The organism is Microbacterium hydrocarbonoxydans (genome assembly GCF_023715885.1).
GTDB classification, from domain to species: Bacteria; Actinomycetota; Actinomycetes; order Actinomycetales; family Microbacteriaceae; genus Microbacterium; species Microbacterium hydrocarbonoxydans_C.
In genome coordinates this window covers 96,907-115,420 of the sequence record NZ_JAMBOY010000003.1, presented here as the reverse complement: position 1 = coordinate 115,420, position 18,514 = coordinate 96,907, and the positions used below count along the sequence as shown (strand labels likewise).

Below are 18,514 nucleotides of genomic sequence, written 5' to 3'. Positions count from 1 at the left end.
CGCCTCACGGGGTGGCGGCGACGAGGCGCAGCAGGTCGTGCTCGGCGAGCGACGCGCGCAGAGCTGTGACGTCGGCGAGCACGGCATCGGCTCCCGCAGCCGTGAGCGCATCCCGATCGTGGGCTCCCGTGAGCACGCCCGCCACGAAGCCGGCGCCGGCACGGCGTCCCGACTCGATATCGCTGACGGTGTCCCCGGCCACCGCGACCGCCGAGACCGAGGAAGCCCCGGTGCGCAGCAGTGCCGTGAGCACGAGGTCGGGCGCCGGGCGCCCCCGGCCGGCATCGACCGGCGAGAGGGCGAGGTCGATCAGGCCCCGCCACCCGAGACCGTCGATCAGCGCGTCGCGGGTCACCGGCGCGAAACCGGTCGTCAGGACGACCGCGAGCCCGGCGTCCTTGAGGTCCTGGATCGCGTCGGCGGCGCCGGCGATCGGGGTGACGCCCTGCTCGGCGACGATCTCGGCATAGGCGCCCTCGAAGGCCGCGGTCGCGCGCTCGGCGGCCGCCCGGTCGCCACCGGCGAGATGGGTGAAGACGTCGATCTTCGACTGGCCCATGGTGTCCCGGACGTACGCGAGAGCCTCGCCCCACGGCATCCGGTCGGCGACGCCGGTGCGCTCGGCCGCACGCTGGAACGCGCTCTCCACGACGCCGTCGTCGAGCACCGTGGTGCCGGCCATGTCGAGCACGACGAGTTCCGCGGGCACGGCGTCGCGCCTCGGGGATTCGAGCGGAGTGGTCATGGTGTTCCTTCCATCGCTGGTGCCCACCCGAAGGCGGCGGTGAGATTCTCTTCGGCGAGCCCCAGTCCCGTCGTCATTCCGATCCCCGTCGTCGCGGCGAGCACGAGCACACCGTCGACAGCCGTGTCGACGAGGAAATCGCCCGGCGCCTTCGCGTAGACGCCCTGCCAGCGTTCGAGCACGCGGGGAGCCGGGATGTCGAACAGCGCCTCCGCCTCCGCGAGGAATGCCGTGAACGCGGCCTCGGGCTGGAACGGCGCCGGCGCGGTCGCCGTGGCGTGCGAGTCGCCCAGGATGAGCGTGCCGTCGGGCAGCTGCGTGTACATCTGATTGAGGTCGAGCGCGGCGAGCTCCGGCCGCTCGGCGTGCAGACGCTCCCGCAGTGCGGTCGCCGCCGATCCCTCGGCGAAGCGACCGTACCGAACGAGCGACCAGCCCGTCAGCAGGGGTGCGGCGAGTGGACGCGCGAAGTCGACGGCGGCCCGCATCATGTCGAGTGCGCACCGCTCGATGCCCCGGCTCTCGGCGAGCTCCGGCAGCAACTGGTCGACGTCGTGGTTGGCCGCGACGACGATCGCACCCGCGTCGATGGCACCGCGGCTCGTCAGCACGCGCCCGGCCGCCACCGCGTTCGCGGCTGTGCGGAACCGGAACTCGACTCCGAGGGCGGCGAGGTGTCGCACGATCGCAGGGGCGGCCGCACGGGGGTCGGTCTGCAGGTCGGGCTCGATGTGGGCCCCGCCGACGAGACCCTCGGCGCGGAGCGGCGCGAGGCGCCGCAGCTCATCGGCCTCCAGCATCCTGATGCCGCCGTCCTGCGCCGCGCGTTCCACCACCGCGATCTCGTCGGGATGCCGCGCGGCGACGAGCGTGCCGGACTCTCGCAGCCAGAAGCCGGCGTCGCGAGCGAGGCGCAGCCAGAGCTCGCGCGACGCATCAGCGTAGCGGCGGGCTTCGCCGGACTGGGCTCCGATGCACAGGTGGCCGAAGTTGCGGATCGTCGCGCCGACCGGAGCGTCCGTCCGGTCGACGACGATCACGCGGAGTCCGCGCCGGACCGCGGCGTATGCGGCGCCGAGGCCGACGACGCCGGAGCCGATGACGACCAGGTCGGCCGTGTCGTGAGAGAGGGTCATCGGAACACCTTCCGCATCCACATCGCGAGGCCCTCGACGACGAGCACCGTCACGAGGATCATGAGCACGATCGCGGTCACCGTCTCGTAGCGGGATCCCTGGCTCGCATTGAGCAGGTAGTAGCCCACTCCCCCGCCTCCGACGATGCCGAGGATCGTCGCCGCCCGGATGTTCGTGTCGAGCATGTAGAAGCTGTGTCCGATCAACGCCTGCACCCCCTGCGGAACGGTGGCCGCGGTGTAGGTCTGCAGACGCGTGGCGCCGACGGCGCGCAGTGCGCGCTCGGGTCCGCGGTCGACCTCCTCGAACGAGTCGGCGATGAGCTTGCCCAGCAGACCGATCCCGCCGATCGCAAGGGCGATCACCCCGGCCTGGGCGCCGAGACCCGTGATGACGACGAGCACGATCGCGAGGATGAGCTCCGGGATGCCGCGGATGCCGACCAGCAGCAGCCGAGCGGCACCGCGGATACCGGAGTTCGGCGCCACGTTCGTCGCGGCGAGGGACCCGAGCACCAGCGACGGGAGGAGCGTGAGGACGGTTGCGGCGAGTGCGATCGCCACGGTGTCACGCATCGCGAGGAACATCGCAGCGGCGTCGTAGCTGCCGAACGACGGCGGCCAGAACCTGGCCGCGACCTCGGGGAGCTTGGCCCAGAAGGTGAAGAAGTCCATCCAGTTGATCTGGCTGACCACGACGCTGCCGATCACGACGAGCACGGCGATGGCCACGCCTGCCGTGTTGCGCACCCGCTCGGCGGTCCAGGGACGACGGACCGCGGTCTGCGGAGTCGCGGCCCATGCCGGACGAGTCATGGGTGCTCCGCCGGTGTGGGCGTCGCGCAGCCGCGGGTGGATGATGCGGTCGATCCAGGAACGCGTGTGCTTCTGCTGCCCGAGCATCGCACCGCGCACCATGCTCGACACGATCTCCATGACGATGCAGAGGACGAAGATGACGAGGGCGATGCCGAGCCCCTTGCCGTAGTTCAGCGACTTGAACGCATACGACATCTCGAGGCCGAGACCCGCGACGCCGACGTATCCGAGCACGACGCTGCCCCGCAGGTTGATGTCGTTGCGGTGCAGCACGGTCGCGACCCAGCTCGGCAGCACCTGGGGCAGGATGCCGGCCGTGAACTCCTGCATCCGCGATCCGCCGGCGGCGCGGATCGCGAGCCGGGGACCCTCGTCGATCTGCTCGATCGCGTCGGCGAACATCTTCGAGATCATCCCGATGGAGTGGATGCCGATCGCGAGGATGCCGGGGAGGGTGCCGAGGGAGAACATCAGCACGAATGCCATGGCGAGCACGACATCAGGCAGCGCGCGGGTGAGGACCCCGACGAAGCGGGCGGCGGCGCGCCAGCCGTTCCCGGGCGTCGTGTTCGCCGCAGCGAGGTACGCGATCGGAACCGAGAGCACGGCTGCCAGCAGTGTGCCGACGAGCACGAGTCCCACCGTGAGCGCGATGAGCCACACGAGATCGCCGGCCTCGGGGAAGGAGAGCCCGCCCACGCGGGCCATGAAGTTCTCGGCGTTGCCCCAGCTCTGCACCATCGCGGGGATGGAGATGCCGACCTCGCCCACGGCGAGGATGCCGAGTACCACGAGGGCGAGCAGGGTGAGCCCCGCGGCGATGCGCTCGGGCGAGACGGGGCGGCGCGGTGCGCGGTCCGCGACGGACGTCGCGGAGTTCTGGGCCGTCGCCGGGGCGGTCATGGTCACGGCGCGGTCACCCTCACGGCATCCGGCGTCTCAGCATGCGTGAGCGCTGCGTCCGCCAGTTCGTCGTGCACCGCTCGCAGCTCAGCGGTCGTCGTGGCGACCCGGCCGTAGATCTCCATGACCTCGGCCTTCGTGAGCGCGGTGGTCGGGGTGTCGAGCACGATCTCGCCGTGGCGCAGGCCCACGATCCGATCGGCCCAGGAGATCGCGAGGTCGACCTGGTGCAGGCTGCAGACGACCGTGAGTCCCTCGTCTGCGGCGATCTGTCGGATCAGCGCCATCACCTGCTCACTGGACTCCGGGTCGAGCGAGGCGACAGGCTCGTCGGCGAGCAGGATGTCGGGCTTCTGCATCAGAGCGCGGGCGATCGCGACCCGCTGCTGCTGTCCGCCCGACAGGGTGTCGCTTCGCTGGTAGGCGCGGTCGAGCAGGCCGACGCGGTCGAGGTGCTCGAGCGCGCGCAGCTTGGCCGCCCTCGAGTACCCCCACAGGCCGAGGCGGGGTCCGCGCACGGTGGAGAGCGATCCGGTCAGCACGTTCTCGAGCACCGTGAGCGAGGGCACCAGCTCGAACTGCTGGAAGATGAACCCGACGCGACGGCGCAGTGCGCGCAGCGCCGTGCCCTTCAACGTCGGGACCTGCGCTCCGAGCACTTCCACCGTCCCGGCGGTGGGGAGCTCGAGGCCGTCGAGGTGCCGCAGCAGCGTCGACTTCCCGGAGCCGGAGAGGCCGAGGAGCACGACGATCTCGCCGCGCGCGACCTGCAGCGAGGCTCCGCGCAAAGCGGTTGTCGAGCCGAAGGTCTTGGTCACGCCGTCGAGGCGGATCAGGGCATCGGATGCCGCGTTCATGGCTGTACTCCTGGGTCGGGGTCGTCGGGGTCGTCGGGGCGTCGGGGCGTCGGGGCGTCGGGGCGTCGAGCGAGCGAAGCGGGACGGAACGCGGTCGGACGACCGCGTTCCGTCCTGGTCAGGCGGTCAGGCCTGGCACTGCTCCGCTTCGGTTTCCTTGCAGATGTCGCGGATGAGGTCGTAGTACGCGTCGTCGACCGGCTTCGTGGCGTAGAACACGCTGCGGAACGCTTCCGTGTCTGCTCCATCGATGCCGGCGGCGATGATGTCGTCGATCGTGATCTCGCTCAGACCGTCGATGAGCTCCTCGGCGACGTCCTCGGGGAGGGTCGAGGAATAGACGAGCGGGGCCCCGGGCACCATGGTCTCGTCGATGACCTTGACGGCATCGGACTTCTCGACCTCGGAGTCCTCGGCGAAGCCGACCTCGCACTCGACACCCTCGCCGACCTTCTGCACGCTGACGTCGTGCTTGCCCGCGAAGACCGGGGTGATGTCGGTCTTCGGGTCGATACCCGCCTCGATCAGGTTGTACGACGGGAAGAGGTAGCCCGACGTCGACGACGGGTCGACGAAGCAGACCTTCTTGCCCTTGAAGTCCTCGATGCTGGAGATGTCGCTGTCAGCGGGCACGATGGCCTGCGAGTAGTAGCCCGGCTCCTGGCCCTCCTCGGTGACGATGGAGGAGATCGGGGTCAGCTTCGCGCCGTTGTTCGTTGCGGTGACGTAGGTGAAGCCGGAGAACGAGGCGACGTCGACCTTGCCGGCGACGGCGGCCTCGATGAGCGCGGCGTAGTCGGTCGACTCGTGGTACTCGACGGTCTTGCCGGTGATCTCGGAGATGTAGTCCATGAGCGGCTGGTAGTTCGTCTCGGTGTCGACCGAGTCGGGCACGACGCCGAAGACCAGCGTGTTCTCATCGACCGCGAATCCGCCCGCCGGCGAGGAGGAGGCGTCGGAGCCGGTCGCCTCGGCGCTGCCGGAACACGCAGCGAGGCCGAGCGCGAGAACCGCAGCGCCGGCGAGAACGGAGAGAGCGCGAAGCTTCATGAGGACCTTTCGGAGGTGTGAGGGGGAGTGATCCACGAGCAACTCTGACAGCCCAGATGCCGAGGTATGTACCTAACTCGAAAGAGTTCAGTGGTCGTTCATCCGAGGTTTCCCCGGGTGAACGCCCGCAGAACAAGCCCCTGCCGCCGGACGTGGCCAAGTAATATGCCTATGTGGCAGAAGCTGTGTACACCCAGATCGCTGACGAGCTGCGCGAGCAGATCACTTCCGGCGCCCTCCGTCCCGGCGACGACGTTCCGACCGAGGCGGAATTGGCCGATCGCTGGCGGACGTCTCGTGGACCGATCCGTAATGCCCTGGCTCGGCTCCGCGCGGAAGGGCTGATCGAGACCGGGCGGGGGCGCCCGGCGCGCGTGGTGGCGATCAAGGCGAACCAAGCCGTCGATGTGTCGGTGCCCTTCACCCGCTGGGCGCGCGATCTCGGCGTCACACCGGGGGCCGAGACACAGGAGCTGAGCCTGCGACGAGCGGGCGAGCGCGCCGAGTTGCTGGGTGTCGCGCCGGACGACACCATCGTCAGTGTCGTGCGGCTGCGGCTGCTGGATGGACGTCCGACCATGCTCGAGCGTCTCTTCTACACGGAGGTCCCGGGTCGACGCCTGTTCGAGGTCGACACCGATGAGATCTCGATCACGGAGTACCTGGCGTCGATCGGGCACCCCATCGTCGGTTTGGAGCACCAGATCGACGCGGTGGCCGCCGACGACCAGGATGCCGCGCTTCTGCGCGTGCCGCAGGGGACTCCGATTCTGCGACTCAGCCGGATCTCACGCGATGCCGACGGGCGGATCTTCGAAGCGTCCGAGGACAGGTACCTGAGCGAGGTCGTGCGGTTCACCGTCGCAGCGTCCGGTATCTCGACGGATGGCCACTACATGCGGGCCGTGGGCGGATGATGCAGGAGGGCCGAGTCGTCGCACTTCTCGAGGCACGCGGAGCGTGTCGTCGAAGCGGGGCTTCTCGTTAAGAAGCTGATCGCGAGCGCGATGGGGATCAGATTCCAAGGATCGCGCTCGCGATCACAGCGCTGGGGATGCGCTATTTCTGGGGTACTACCAAGGTAGGCGGCCAGATGCACCATGGAACACCGTCGAACGTCGAGATCTTACCTAGACTTTCGTCTAGCTCTCCGGAGCATCTGGGGCTCGGAACGCGTGCTCTCCGGAGACCCTGCCGGCTTCGCGGGGGCGACGACTGCACCGGAATCGAGCGCCTCGTCTTCGGCGCGCGCCTGACGCGCGATGGGCAGGCTGGCTGCGACGACCCAGCGTCCGTCGGATTCCCCGGCGCTGAACTCACCGCTCGCTCCGAGTACCCGCTCGGCCATCCGGCCGATACCGGTGCGGCTGGAGGAGAGCTCGCGCCGCGGGGTGGCGGAGAGCGGGCTGCTGATGGAGATACTCGCCGCGTCGTCGGTCACGTCGAGGCGGATGTCGATGCTGCCCGGTCCGGCGTACTTGAGGGCGTTGGTCGTGGCTTCGCGCACGATGCGCGCGAAGATGATCTCCGCCGCGCGCGGGATCCGCTCGTCCGCGGGGTCGCCCTCGAGCAGGACGGTGTGCCCTGCGGACTCGAACTCCTCGGAGGCCTCTGCTATCGAGGCGGCGAGGTCTCCCGCCGGCATCCCCGCTGCGCGGGGTCCGTCGTCGGCGAGGTCGATCACGAAGCGGAGGTCCGTCATCGCTTTACGCGCTGCGATGCGGATGGCCTCCTGCGATGCCGGACTCGCATCAGCGTCGTCCAGCATCTGCACGTGCAGTGACACCACCGTGAGGTGGTGGGCGATGCTGTCGTGCAGCTCGCCGGCGATCCATCGTCGCTCGGCGAGAACCGCCTGTCGTTCCTGTTCTGCCTTCTCGGCCAGTTCCACCTCGAGTCGGCGCCCTCTCGCGAAGGCGAGCCGCAACGCGTACCCGATGATGCTCGAGACCACGGCGGCGATCAGATAGACGCCGACGTTGATCGGATCCGCGTTCACACCCACGGCTACGAGAGCCGTCGCGAGCAGAAAGACACCCGCGTAGACCATGACGAGGGACGTCCAGCCGAGACGAACCACCAACCCCGCGGCGACCGCGAGGAGGATCAGGCTCTCCGACTCGATTCCCACGAGGAAGGAGAGTGCGAAGACGGCCACGAGGCCGCACACCGCGATGAGAGGGGACCAGAGAAAAAGTGCGAGCACTGCCGTGGACACGACGCCGATCACAGCCGCCAGTGGTTCGACGTCCGCAGACGTGAACGCCACCACGGCGTTGATAGCGACGATCGTTCCGACGATCCCGAGTACGGCTATCCGCTCGATGAGCGTAGCCCTCTCGCCTCGGTCGAGGCGAGCAGCGCTGGAAGAAGCGTTGCGAGAAAGACGGAAGGCCATGCTTCAGTATCTTCTATTTTCCAGGTAAGTTATCAAAAGAAGCCAAACATCTTTCCGACTGCGTTCCAAAAGCCCATTGAATTCACCTCCCGAGTTGTACTTTTGATTAGTGATGTATTCATCATCTCGGTGATGACAGGGTCGGCACATCTGTCTTTCGGCCATAGATCGTTAGACGAACGTCTAGTCCTTCGCGGTTCCGCTCGCCACAGGTAGGCTTCCTCCATGCCGGAAATCCGTGTCGTGATCGTCGACGATGACCCACTCGTGCGCTCTGCCCTCTCCCACTTCGTGTCTCGCGACCCCGAGATCACCGTGATCGCCGAAGCCGAGACGGGCCTCGAGGGCATCGACACGGTCGAGCGCGAGCGGCCCGACGTCGTGATGATGGACGTGCAGATGCCGGAGATGAACGGCATCGAGGCGACGGCCGTGATCGCCGAGCGCTGGCCGGAGATCCGCGTCCTCGCGGTGACGACACTCGACGGCAGCGACACGGTTCTGCCGATGCTGAGTGCCGGGGCGTCGGGCTACATGCTCAAGGATTCGAGCGCGGCGAGCATCGTTGCGGCCGTGCGCGAGGTGTACAGCGGCCAGAGCTCACTGTCACCGCGGATAGCGTCTCTGCTCATCAAGCACGTGCGGGACACGGAGCCGGTGGCCGGCGATGGAACACTGGAGGAGCTGACGGAGCGCGAGCGCGAGGTGCTGGACCGGCTCGCCCAGGGTATGTCGAACGCGGAGATCGCGCGCTCGTTGATCGTGTCGGAGGGCACGGTGAAGGCTCATCTGGGCCGCATCATGTCGAAGTGGCACGTGCGCGATCGCGTGCAGATCCTGGTGACGGCGGCGCAGGCCGGTCTCGTCGAGTTCCGCTGAGGGCGGGTGGGTGGCCGGTTTCCATCACGTCGAGGTGTGGGTCGCTGATCTGCGCCGAGCTCGCGCCGAGTGGGGCTGGCTGCTGGATCGCGTCGGCTTCGAGCGCGTGAGCACGTGGCCGGACGGAGAGTCGTGGGCGGCGGGAGGTGCTTATCTCACTCTGACGTCGTCGCCGAACCTGTCGGGCGCACAGCATGACCGTCGGGCACCGGGCGTGAATCATGTCGCGTTCTCGGTCGACGACGAGTCTGTGGTCGACGCGGTCATTGCGGACGCGTCTGAGCACGGATGGCGTCCGCTGTACCAGGAGCGCTATCCGCATGCGGGCGGCCCCGGCCACTACGCCGGCTGGCTGGAGAACAGCGCCGGCTTCAAAGCGGAGATCGTCGCGATGCCGGTGACTCCTGCCGGAGGCTGACCGCGCTCGGTGCACATTCGACGGTTTGCAGGTACAGGCGCCCTTCGCATTCACCCTCGCGGTGGCAGTCGCAGTCACCTCCGCGGTCGCATTCACCTTCGCGGTCGCAGTTGCAGTCGCACTCGCATTCACCTTCGCGGTCGCGGTCGCGCCAGTGCCACATCTCACTGGATCGCGTCGCGGCGAGTGGGGTTGACGGCGTTGATGGCGCCGAGTCGCCTTGCCATTCAGCCCCTGCGCGGCCATGCGTCGTCGACGCCGGTCCCGCTTCGGTCAATCCTGATCGAAAGCGGTTGCGGCGTCTGCGTCGGTGCAGCGCGGGGTGCCCTACCGATCCGTTCTCTGTGACGTGATCTCGTGCTGTGGGTGGGTGTGTGCCATCGTCGGGTGGGGTCCCACCAGGCGGGTCCGCGGACCTGGGGGACGCCATGGTTCATGCGGATCTCCCACCCGGAGGTGGGGAGGGAGCGGTGATGCCACCAGCACAACGGGACGCCGTTGTCGGTGGAGGTCGGCCCGCCGCGGGCGTGTTCGGTGACGTGGTGGATCTCGCACCACGCCGCCGGAACATGACAGCCGGGGATGAGGCATTCGGTGTCGCGGGCGATGATCGCCCGCCGCTGATGCACGGTGAACACCCGGTCCGTGACCGTGATCCCCACGATCCTCCCCCGATCGACCAGCACCCGCTGAATCACCCCGGAACACGCCGTGTGCACCGCCGCCGTGGTGGGGATCGTCGCATCCGACCCGGGCAGCCGCGCCCGCCCGGCATGCCCGGCCAGGTCGTTCGCATCGACCGTCACGACCAGAGTCGGCGCGGCCCCGCCCAGGGACGGCATGTCCGCATGTCGGGCCGCGATCCCCACCGCCGCCGCGAACGCGTCATGACGTCTCTGAGTGTGGGTGCGGGCATCGATCACCGCACGCGGATCAGAGTTCCACGGATCCAGCGGGACGGCATCACCCGACTCGGCACCAGCACCCGACTCGACACCATCACCCGACTCGGCACCAGCACCCTTCGCGGTGTCACCGTCCTCGCCCGAGGAGGGTTCGAAGCGGACACCGGTCGGGTGGGGTGGGCCGTCGACTTTCGGGTTGAGCATCGCATCCAGGACCGCCTGCAGCTGCGCTGCCGCATCCGGGAGCAGGTGCCCCGTGATCCGATGCAACCCCTGGTGCAGGCGCCCGATCGTCAGGCCCCGACGCTGGAGTGCGTACTGGTCGTCCAGCTCGGGCCCGTCCGGGTCCAACACCACCGCGATCTGCTGCGCCACCCGCCCCAGATCCTCCGGCAACACCCCCGGACCCCGGGCCGGTTCCCCCGACACACCTGTGCTCTCATCGTCCTCGTCCTCGTCTTCAAGGTCACCAGCGTCGCCCTCGTCGTGACGGCCACGGGCGGTGTCGGCGAGAAACGCATCCGCCGCCAACCGCTCTTCCGCCCGATCCGGTCATGAATCCGCTCCACCGGGCCCGTCGCGGCCACCACCCCCGCCACCCCGGCCACCCCGTCCAACAGGGCGTCCCGCACCGCCGGCCACCGCGCCGGCAACCACTCCCCCGACACCAGGCTCGACTCCCGCCGCACCAGCCCCGCCGCCTTCACCACCCGCCCCGCACCGGCCCCATCGACCAGCAGGGCGCGCTGCACCAACTCCTGGGCGCTGCGACACCCCGCCCCGTGCGCAAGATCGACCGGGTTCGTCGACCCGAGCGTCTCCACCACCACCGCCTCCACCCGCCGCACCACCGCACCCGCCGCCTGCAACACCCGCACCCGATCCGCATCAGACAACCCCGCCAGGGTGTCATCGGACAGCACCGCATCCAGGTCGCACGCGACCTGAGCGAGTACGTCGGCGGGGTGGGTCATACCCTCATCCAACCCCGGGCCACCGACATTCACAGGCCCGAGACCAGCAGAAACAGGCCAGATCAGAGGCGTATTCCAGAACACCGGAACACGGTGCGGGCGGCGAGGAGGATGGCCCCGGCGAACCAGAGACCTCATCGCGTTTCGACTCGCTCCGCTCGCTCAACGACCAAAGGAGACGCGTTTCGACTCGCTCCGCTCAACGACCATCGACCGGAAGCCGCGTTTCGTCTCGCCCCGCTCGCTCAAGGACCCGACACGAAACCGCGTTTCGTCTCGCTCCGCTCGCTCAACGTCCGACAGCGGATCCGGGCAGGGTCATGAAGACGTCGATCTCGTCCGCGGCATCCTCGACGAATCCATGCCGCTCATACAGTCGTCGTGCGGGACTCCCCCGCAGCACGTTCAACCGGAACGGCCCGGCGACCGGCCCCTCTGCGAGCAGCGTCGACAGCACCGCGCCACCGATCCCCTGCCCCTGCAGCGAGGGATCAAGGTAGAAGTGCTCGATCCAGGTCTCGGCCCCCGCGGGTCGCACGGCGACGAGTCCGGCATCCGCTCCGTCGACGACGATGACGCGCGTGAGTTCCGGCGCATACGCATCGAGGAAGCGGGTCCGCACCCGCACCGGGTCGAAGCGCCCCAGCCGTTCGAGGTCGGACCGCATCACGACGGCACGCAGCTCGGCCATCCACTCGGCGTCCGTCGGTCGAGCGGCCCGGAACTCCCACAGCATGCTTCCATCCAACCAGCGACGACGCCGAGCCGGTCACAGCGCGAGCATCACGATACCCGCGGCGACGACCGCCGAGGCCGCGATGCGCCACCCCGGCTTGCTCTCCTTCAGAGCGAACACCCCGAAGAGGCTCACCAGCACCACGCTCACCTCGCGCAGCGGTGCGACGAGCGCGACCGGCGCGATCTGGATCGCCGTCAGCACGAGGATGTACGACAGCGGAGACAGGATGCTGAACATGACGATCCTGCGCCACTGGGTGCGCCACAGCATCCGCACCGCACCCCACCGGCGTCGCACGCCGAGCGTGTAGAACGGGATCTCGAGCAGCGTCGTCCCGACCATGAACGCGACCGGCGAGAGGTTCCAGGTGCGCACGGCGTTCGCGTCCCAGATCGTGTACGCGGCGATGGCCACGCCGGTCAGGAGTCCGAACACGAGCCCCAGGTCGACGCCGCGTCCGCGCCGACCGGCGCGACCGCGGTCGACGAGTCCGATCGCGACGACGCCGATGATGATCGCGGCGACGCCCACCAGCGCGACCGCCGACGGCCGCTCGCCGAGCAGCAGCACCGCCACGATCACCGACAGGAACGGCCCCGTGCCGCGCGCGGTGGCGTACACGGTCGAGAGGTTGCCCTCGCGGTATCCGCGCTGCAGCACCGCCATGTACACGACGTGCAGCACACCGGACACACCGACCCCGAGGGCGAACGCCGCAAGGTCGTCCGTGCCGAGCCCGCCGGTGAACGGGATCGCCCCCGCCCAGAGCACCGTGCTGCCCAGCGCTCCCCACCACAGGAACGGCGTTCCCGCGCGGCTGACGCCGTGCGCGATGACGTTCCACGCGGCGTGAGAGACCGCGGCGGCGATGACGAGGACGAAGGCGAGCGTCGACATGGAAGACCCTTCCATCCGCCGCGGGCGCGACGAACAGGGTCCTCCGGGCTTTTGTCCTGTCAGATGACGGCATCCCTGCGGAGGGCTGCCGTGGCGCCGCTCGGACCAGTCGGGGCGACGTCGATCCGAAGACCTCCGCCGCGCCCCGGAACCCTAGGCGCTATCGACACCACGGTACCCCGCAAACGTGGCCGGCAGGTGAACGGATGCCGTCGGCATCCGTTCACCCTGCCTCACCCCGCGGATTCGCGCCGACGCACCCTCGCGACGAGGAGCGCGACCATACCCACCGCGAGCAGAGCCAGCGCCCAGCCGAGCCCCGTGATGACACCGCCGGTCGTGGCGAGGGCCGTCACGTCGACGGTCGCGGTCGCGGCGGCGGTGACGATGATCGTCCCGGCAGCACCCCTCACGGTGGCGACGTTCACGACCGTGCCGTTCGCGACGTCTGCGGCGGTGAGCGTATACGAGACGGGCCCGCACGACGCGGTCGCTCCGGGAGCGAGAGTCGGGATGCCGCAGTCCAACGCCCCTCCGAGCTTCGGGTCGTCGATCACCGTGTCGGTCAGCGTCCTCGCGCCCGTGTTGGTCACGACGAACCGGAAGGCGATCGTGTCGCCGGCATCGATGCGGCCGGAGCCGTTCGCATCGACGTAGTCGCCGCCGGTCTTCTGGAGCGCGATCGCGGGCTGCACGGCAAGCGGCGTTACGACCGTGTCCTCATCCGTCGGGGGCTGCCCGCCGGTTCCGGAGCCCGTCGCGGTCGCCGTGTTGACGATCTCGCCGGCGTCGACCTCCTCCTGCGTCAGCACGGCGGCCGGGCCCTGGCACACGGTCGACTCGCCGGGAGCGAGTTCGGTCGCAGCGCACACGACGTCGCCGCCGAGGCGCGGATCCGAGACCGTGACGCCGGTCAGCGTCGTCGTGCCGGTGTTCGTGACGGTGAACGCGTAGGCGATGGTGTCGCCGGCGTCCGTCCGTCCGTTCCCGTCGGCGTCGACGACCGCGGCGGCCGACTTCAGCAGGGTCAGCGCGTCTGTGCCGATGACGGCGACGTCGGCCGTGGCGTCGTCGGCGGCGGGCCCGGCGACCGACTGGCCGGTCACCGTCGCGGTGTTGCCCACGGCGCCGGCGTCGACGTCGGCCTGCGTCAGCACGTAGTCGACGGGACCGCAGTCGACCGATCCCTGCGGCGCGAGGGCGAGGCCGTCGAGCGCCGCGCAGTCGACGACGCCCCCGAGCAGCGGGTCGTCGACCACGAGGTCGGTGAGCAGGGTGGTTCCCGTGTTCCGGATCGTGAACGAGTACGCGACGGTGTCGCCGGCGCCGATCATGCCGTCGCCGTCCGCGTCGACGGGCAGCGCCGGCGTCTTCGTGAGCTCGACGGCCGGTGTGCCGGCGAACACGACCTCGGCCGCGGCGGCGTCGTTCACCGGACCGAGCGGGCTCGTTCCGGTGGTCGTCGCCGTGTTGGGGCGGCGACCGTCCTCGATGTCCTGCTGCGTGAGCACGTACGTGTACGGCCCGCACTCCACCGAGTCACCGACCGCGACCAGCGGGACCGTGCAGAGCGCACCCGCGCCGAGCAGGGGGTCCGCCACCGTGACGTCGGTGAGCGTCGTCGTGCCCGTGTTCCGCACCGTGAACGTGTACGACACCGTGTCGCCCGCGCCGATCGCGCCGTCGGCATCCGCATCCTGCACCTGCCCTGGCGTCTTGACGAGGTCGATGCCCGCGGTGCGGTCGATGTCGGCTGAGGCGGATGCCGTGTCCGACACCGTCCCGACGGGGGCCTCGGCGGTGACCGTCGCGGTGTTGCGCACGACTCCCGCGTCGATGTCGTCCTGAGTCAGCGTGAAGTCGACCGGGGCGCACACGACCGACTGCCCCGGCGTGAGGGCCGCGCCGTCGAGTGCCGCGCACACGACCGTGCCGCCGAGCATCGGGTCGGTGATGACGGCGTTCTGCAGCGTCGTCGTGCCGGTGTTCGTGACGGTGAAGGTGTAGGAGAGGGTGTCACCGGCGGTGACCTGCCCCGCCCCGTCGACGTCGACCACCGTGCTCGGAGCCTTCGTCAGCACGATGCTGTTCACCACGGGTACGACGACGTCGGCGGACGCGTCGTCCGTCGCCTGGCCCCTCGCGGACTCGGCGACGACGGTCGCGTCGTTGTGCACGTCACCGGCGTCGACATCTGCCTGGGTCAGCGTGTAGACGATCGGACCGCAGTTCGCGGATGCACCCGGCGCGAGCGGGGACCCCAGGTCCGGGCAGGTGACCGCGCCGCCGAGCAGCGGGTCGGAGATGGCGGCACCGGTGAGCGTGACGTCGCCGGTGTTGCGCACCGTGAAGGTGTACGACACCGTGTCGCCGGCGCCGATCCGGTCATCACCCGTCGCGTCGACGGGAGCGGCGACGTTCTTGACGAGCTCGACCCGGGGCGTGCCCGCGATCGGGATCTCGACGGTCGACGTGTTGTCCGAGGGATCGAGGTCGGGCGTGGTCGAGGTGACCGTCGCGGTGTTCGCCAGCGTCGCGCCGGGCGCTGCGGGGTCGACCGTGCCGCTCACGGTGGCCGTGAACGTCGCCCCCACGGCGAGCGCGCCGACCGCGCAGCTCAGCGTTCCCGACGTGATCGAGCACCCTGCGGTGGGCGTCGTGGCGTTCAGCAGCGCGGCGGGCAGCGGGTCGGAGACCGCGACGGCGGATGCCGGGCTCGGTCCGTTGTTCGTCACCACGATCGTGTACGTGATCGGCCCGTTCGACGGCGCCGTGTTCACGGAGCTCGTCTTCACGATCGCGAGATCGGCCGACGGCGTCACCTCGACGGTCGACGTGCCCGTGTCGTCCGACGGATCGGGGTCGGGCGTGGGCGAGGTCGCCGTGGCGGTGTTCGTGCGGGTGCCGACCAGGGTGGCGGTCGCCGTGATCGCGAGCGTGGCCGACTCGCCGGGAAGCAGCGTGCCGACGGTCCACCGGTGGTCGGTGGGAGCCCAGGTGCCCTGCGACGGCGTCGCCGCGGTCACGGCGAGCCCGGGTGGCGCGAGCTCGGCCACCACGACACCCGCTGCGGCCGACGGCCCGGCGTTGCTCACCGTGATGATGAACGACGCGGTCCCCCCGAGCGGCACGCTCGGGGTGGTCGTCGTCTTCACGACGCTCACATCGGCGCTCGGGGTGAGCGAAACGTCGACCGTCGAGGAATTGTCGCCCGTGTCGGGATCGGGAGTCGCCGAGGTCGTCGCCGCGACGTTCCGGATCGTCCCGGTCGCGGTCGCGCTCCAGGTGCCGTTCACGGTGACGGCGACGGATGCACCAGGGGCGAGGTCGCCGAGCTCGCACGACACGGTGCCTGCGGCGACGGCGCAGCCCGCGGCGCCGACCGCCGCCCCCGTGAACTCTGCGGGCAGGGTGTCGGAGAGCGTGGTTCCGCGGGCGACCGACGGACCGCCGTTCGTGACGACGAGCGTGTAGGCGAACGCCCCGCCGGGCACTCCCGTCGCGGGGGCCGACTTCACGATCGACAGATCGGCGCTCTGCACGACCTCGACCTCGGCGGAGTCGGAGTTGTTCGCCGGGTTCGGGTCGTCGGCCGGAGAGGCGATGGATGCCGTGTTGACCACCGATCCGACCGGAGCATCGGCGGCGACGACCGTGCTGACGACGACCGTGGCCGGTCCGCCTACGGGGAGCACATCCCACACGCACCGCACGTCCGTCGCCATGAACGCGCAGGTCGCTCCGGCGGGGGCCCGCACCCCGGTGACCGTGAACCCGGTCGGCACGGTGTCGACCAGCGCCGCGTTGACGGCATCCGATGTGCCGAGGTTGCTCACCGCGAGTGAGAAGTCGACCGTGCCGCCGGCCGCGACCTCGTCGTCCGACGCGGACTTCACGACCGCGAGGTCGGCGATGATCTCGGGCTGGAAGCTCGTGCTGTCGACGTTGTTGCTCGGATCGGGGTCGGGAGTGCTGCTCGTGACGGCGACGGAGTTCTGCACGACCGCGGTCGCTCCGGCCGCGATCTGCACGACGACGGTGGTGACGACGGTGGCTCCCGGCGCGAGCGTGCCGAGGTCGCAGCCCAGGATGCCGTCGACCACCGAGCAGGCGCCCTGCCCCGGCGCGGCGCTGACGAAGCTCGTGTCAGGGTCGAGCGGGTCGCTCAGTCGCACGTCGCGAGCCTCCGAGGGCCCGGCGTTCCGGGTGGTGAGCGTGTAGGTCACGTTCTGCCCGGCCACCGGGGCAGCGGGCGAGTGCGTCTTCGTCACCGACAGGTCGGCGAGGGCAGCGCTGATCCCCGACGCGGTCGCGGTGTTGTTCGCGGGTACCGGATCGAAGCGCGATCCGGTCACGGTCGCCGTGTTGGTGAGCGCGGAACCGGGCGTGAACGACGGCGACACGGTGCCCGTCACGGTGATGGTCGCGCCGGCGCCGACCGCGAGGTCGGGCAGTGTGCACGAGACGGTGCCCGTGACCGTGCAGGCGCCGGAACTCGGAGTCGCCTGCACCGCGGTGAGACCGGCGGGGATCTGGTCGGTCACGGTGACGCCGGTGGCCGTCTGCGGCCCGTTGTTCGTGACGCCGATCGTAAACGTGGCCGGACGTCCGGCGACGAGCGACGCGGTGTCGAGTGTCTTGGTGATCGCGAGATCGGCCGCGGGGTTCACCGGGGTGACGGCCTCCTGAGTGACCGACGTGCGGTCGAGGTTCGTGACGGGTTCGCGGAACGCCACCCGTGCTTCGTTGACGATGGTCGTCGCAGCGGCATCCGCTCTGACCTTCGCGTCGAAGGTGTACGAGGTCACGGTGCCGGCGCTGATCGATCCACCGACGGCGGCCGTTCCTCCCTCACCCAGCCGCACGCGCAGGGTGCGCGAGCCCGAGGCGTACTCGCCGCGGTCGTCGCCGGAGGCGTCGGTGAGCGCACCGGACCCGGCGCCGCTCACGATGCGGAGGGAGCCGGGGACGAAGTCGATGCCGGCGGGGAGGACATCGGTCGAGATCGACTGGAGCGCCGGGTTGCCGCCGTCGTTGCGGGTGGTGACGGTGTAGCGCAGGGTGTCGCCGACCTCGGCGGTCGTGCCGCCGCGGGTCAGGTTCGCGACGGTCTTCGTCGAGATGAGGCACGGCCCGGTGCCGAAGGCGATGTCGTCGAGCAGGTTGCCCACCGACTGGTTGCCGGTGGCGGTGCTCACGGCCTGGAACCCGAACCGGGTCGTGGTCTGCCCCGCCGGCACGGTGTAGGAACCCGTGCGGGTGCCCCACGCGGCGGTGCCGTCGGCGAGCAGACCGCTGATGTCCGCGAGGGTGCCGCCCGGGGCGCCCGCGACGACCCGCATGGTGTCGGTGCCTTCACGGCCCCGGTGCTTGAGCGACCAGTACAGCGTCTGACCGGGCGTGGTGGTCACATCCTGGTAGAGCGTGCTCGCCTGGAAGGCGTTGAGCTCGGCGAACTGCGATCCCTGCGCGGCGGGGTAGCCCCGCGGGTTCCCGGGCGAGCGCCAGATCTCGACCTGTCTGTCGGTCGCGGTGGTCGTCCATCCCGGGATGACGCTCTCGTTGACGAGCGACACTCCGGCGGTGAAGGCCGGCTGCTCGAAGCTGCCGTTCGCGAGCGCGATCGATCCGGCGCACTGTGTCGGATCCTGCGCCGCCGACGCGACCGACGGCGTGACCGCCTCCGAGACGACCGTCAATCCGGCCGCGAGCAGCAGTGCCGCCGTGGCCCCCGCAATGGCACGACGGATGTATGAGTGAGCGTGTGCAGACACGGCTGTCCCTTGTTTCCCCCG

Annotated in this window: 14 protein-coding genes; 3 read left to right on the top strand and 11 right to left on the bottom strand. The window is 69.8% G+C overall.

Going from position 1 to position 18,514, the window contains the following annotated elements; all coding sequences use genetic code 11:
- Window positions 1-4 precede the first annotated feature (4 nt).
- The 5 genes from M3195_RS08810 to M3195_RS08790 all read right to left on the bottom strand — a co-directional run bounded on the left by M3195_RS08810 (window position 5) and on the right by M3195_RS08790 (window position 5,509).
- Window positions 5-745: an HAD family hydrolase gene (locus M3195_RS08810; RefSeq protein WP_251586680.1), complete on the bottom strand. Its 741-nt coding sequence runs from the start codon at window positions 743-745 to the stop codon at window positions 5-7.
- On the bottom strand, window positions 742-1,881 hold the full coding sequence (locus M3195_RS08805; RefSeq protein ID WP_251586678.1) for a TIGR03364 family FAD-dependent oxidoreductase: 1,140 nt from the start codon (window positions 1,879-1,881) through the stop codon (window positions 742-744). Before M3195_RS08805 ends, M3195_RS08810 begins: the two co-directional genes overlap by 4 nt.
- Window positions 1,878-3,602, bottom strand: coding sequence for a PhnE/PtxC family ABC transporter permease (locus tag M3195_RS08800; RefSeq protein ID WP_251587567.1), 1,725 nt, complete (start codon window positions 3,600-3,602; stop codon window positions 1,878-1,880). Before M3195_RS08800 ends, M3195_RS08805 begins: the two co-directional genes overlap by 4 nt.
- Before the next feature lie 2 nt (window positions 3,603-3,604).
- A complete protein-coding gene (gene phnC / locus M3195_RS08795; RefSeq protein WP_251586676.1) occupies window positions 3,605-4,459 on the bottom strand; it encodes a phosphonate ABC transporter ATP-binding protein in 855 nt (284 codons plus the stop codon).
- Window positions 4,460-4,585: 126 nt separating this feature from the next.
- Window positions 4,586-5,509, bottom strand: a complete 924-nt coding sequence (locus M3195_RS08790; RefSeq protein ID WP_251586674.1) for a phosphate/phosphite/phosphonate ABC transporter substrate-binding protein — start codon at window positions 5,507-5,509, stop codon at window positions 4,586-4,588.
- A 173-nt stretch (window positions 5,510-5,682) separates the two neighbouring features.
- Between M3195_RS08790 and M3195_RS08785 the strand changes: the two genes are divergently transcribed.
- The gene (locus tag M3195_RS08785; RefSeq protein WP_251586672.1) at window positions 5,683-6,426 is read left to right on the top strand and encodes a GntR family transcriptional regulator; all 744 of its coding nucleotides are present in this window, start codon (window positions 5,683-5,685) and stop codon (window positions 6,424-6,426) included.
- A gap of 209 nt (window positions 6,427-6,635) precedes the next feature.
- On the opposite strand, the gene M3195_RS08780 is transcribed toward M3195_RS08785, so the two are convergent.
- On the bottom strand, window positions 6,636-7,907 hold the full coding sequence (locus tag M3195_RS08780; RefSeq protein ID WP_251586670.1) for a sensor histidine kinase: 1,272 nt from the start codon (window positions 7,905-7,907) through the stop codon (window positions 6,636-6,638).
- 225 nt (window positions 7,908-8,132) lie between these two features.
- Between M3195_RS08780 and M3195_RS08775 the strand changes: the two genes are divergently transcribed.
- Together M3195_RS08775 and M3195_RS08770 are read left to right on the top strand one after the other, a co-directional pair.
- Window positions 8,133-8,786, top strand: coding sequence for a response regulator (locus M3195_RS08775; protein ID WP_251586668.1), 654 nt, complete (start codon window positions 8,133-8,135; stop codon window positions 8,784-8,786).
- A gap of 10 nt (window positions 8,787-8,796) precedes the next feature.
- On the top strand, window positions 8,797-9,204 hold the full coding sequence (locus M3195_RS08770) for a VOC family protein (protein ID WP_251586666.1): 408 nt from the start codon (window positions 8,797-8,799) through the stop codon (window positions 9,202-9,204).
- A 227-nt stretch (window positions 9,205-9,431) separates the two neighbouring features.
- Here M3195_RS08770 and M3195_RS08765 read toward each other — a convergent pair whose 3' ends face one another.
- From M3195_RS08765 to M3195_RS08745, 5 genes are all read right to left on the bottom strand, one after another.
- Window positions 9,432-10,484 (bottom strand): HNH endonuclease signature motif containing protein, encoded by a 1,053-nt coding sequence (locus M3195_RS08765; RefSeq protein ID WP_251586664.1) that lies wholly within the window; start codon window positions 10,482-10,484, stop codon window positions 9,432-9,434.
- On the bottom strand, window positions 10,403-11,083 hold the full coding sequence (locus tag M3195_RS08760; protein ID WP_251587609.1) for a hypothetical protein: 681 nt from the start codon (window positions 11,081-11,083) through the stop codon (window positions 10,403-10,405). Before M3195_RS08760 ends, M3195_RS08765 begins: the two co-directional genes overlap by 82 nt.
- A 289-nt stretch (window positions 11,084-11,372) precedes the next feature.
- The gene (locus M3195_RS08755) at window positions 11,373-11,819 is read right to left on the bottom strand and encodes a GNAT family N-acetyltransferase (protein ID WP_251586662.1); all 447 of its coding nucleotides are present in this window, start codon (window positions 11,817-11,819) and stop codon (window positions 11,373-11,375) included.
- A gap of 33 nt (window positions 11,820-11,852) precedes the next feature.
- Window positions 11,853-12,719, bottom strand: a complete 867-nt coding sequence (locus tag M3195_RS08750) for an EamA family transporter (protein WP_251586660.1) — start codon at window positions 12,717-12,719, stop codon at window positions 11,853-11,855.
- A gap of 233 nt (window positions 12,720-12,952) precedes the next feature.
- The gene (locus tag M3195_RS08745) at window positions 12,953-18,493 is read right to left on the bottom strand and encodes a DUF7507 domain-containing protein (RefSeq protein ID WP_251586658.1); all 5,541 of its coding nucleotides are present in this window, start codon (window positions 18,491-18,493) and stop codon (window positions 12,953-12,955) included.
- Window positions 18,494-18,514: the final 21 nt, after the last annotated feature.

Bases quoted from the DNA above. Each gene is read 5' to 3' on its own strand.
- M3195_RS08810 (WP_251586680.1), bottom strand. From the start codon at position 745: ATGACCACTCCGCTCGAATCCCCGAGGCGCGACGCCGTGCCCGCGGAA.
- M3195_RS08780 (WP_251586670.1), bottom strand. From the start codon at position 7,907: ATGGCCTTCCGTCTTTCTCGCAACGCTTCTTCCAGCGCTGCTCGCCTC.
- M3195_RS08755 (WP_251586662.1), bottom strand. From the start codon at position 11,819: ATGCTGTGGGAGTTCCGGGCCGCTCGACCGACGGACGCCGAGTGGATG.
- M3195_RS08775 (WP_251586668.1), top strand. From the start codon at position 8,133: ATGCCGGAAATCCGTGTCGTGATCGTCGACGATGACCCACTCGTGCGC.
- M3195_RS08750 (WP_251586660.1), bottom strand. From the start codon at position 12,719: ATGTCGACGCTCGCCTTCGTCCTCGTCATCGCCGCCGCGGTCTCTCAC.
- M3195_RS08805 (WP_251586678.1), bottom strand. From the start codon at position 1,881: ATGACCCTCTCTCACGACACGGCCGACCTGGTCGTCATCGGCTCCGGC.
- phnC (WP_251586676.1), bottom strand. From the start codon at position 4,459: ATGAACGCGGCATCCGATGCCCTGATCCGCCTCGACGGCGTGACCAAG.
- M3195_RS08790 (WP_251586674.1), bottom strand. From the start codon at position 5,509: ATGAAGCTTCGCGCTCTCTCCGTTCTCGCCGGCGCTGCGGTTCTCGCG.
- M3195_RS08760 (WP_251587609.1), bottom strand. From the start codon at position 11,083: ATGACCCACCCCGCCGACGTACTCGCTCAGGTCGCGTGCGACCTGGAT.
- M3195_RS08800 (WP_251587567.1), bottom strand. From the start codon at position 3,602: ATGACCGCCCCGGCGACGGCCCAGAACTCCGCGACGTCCGTCGCGGAC.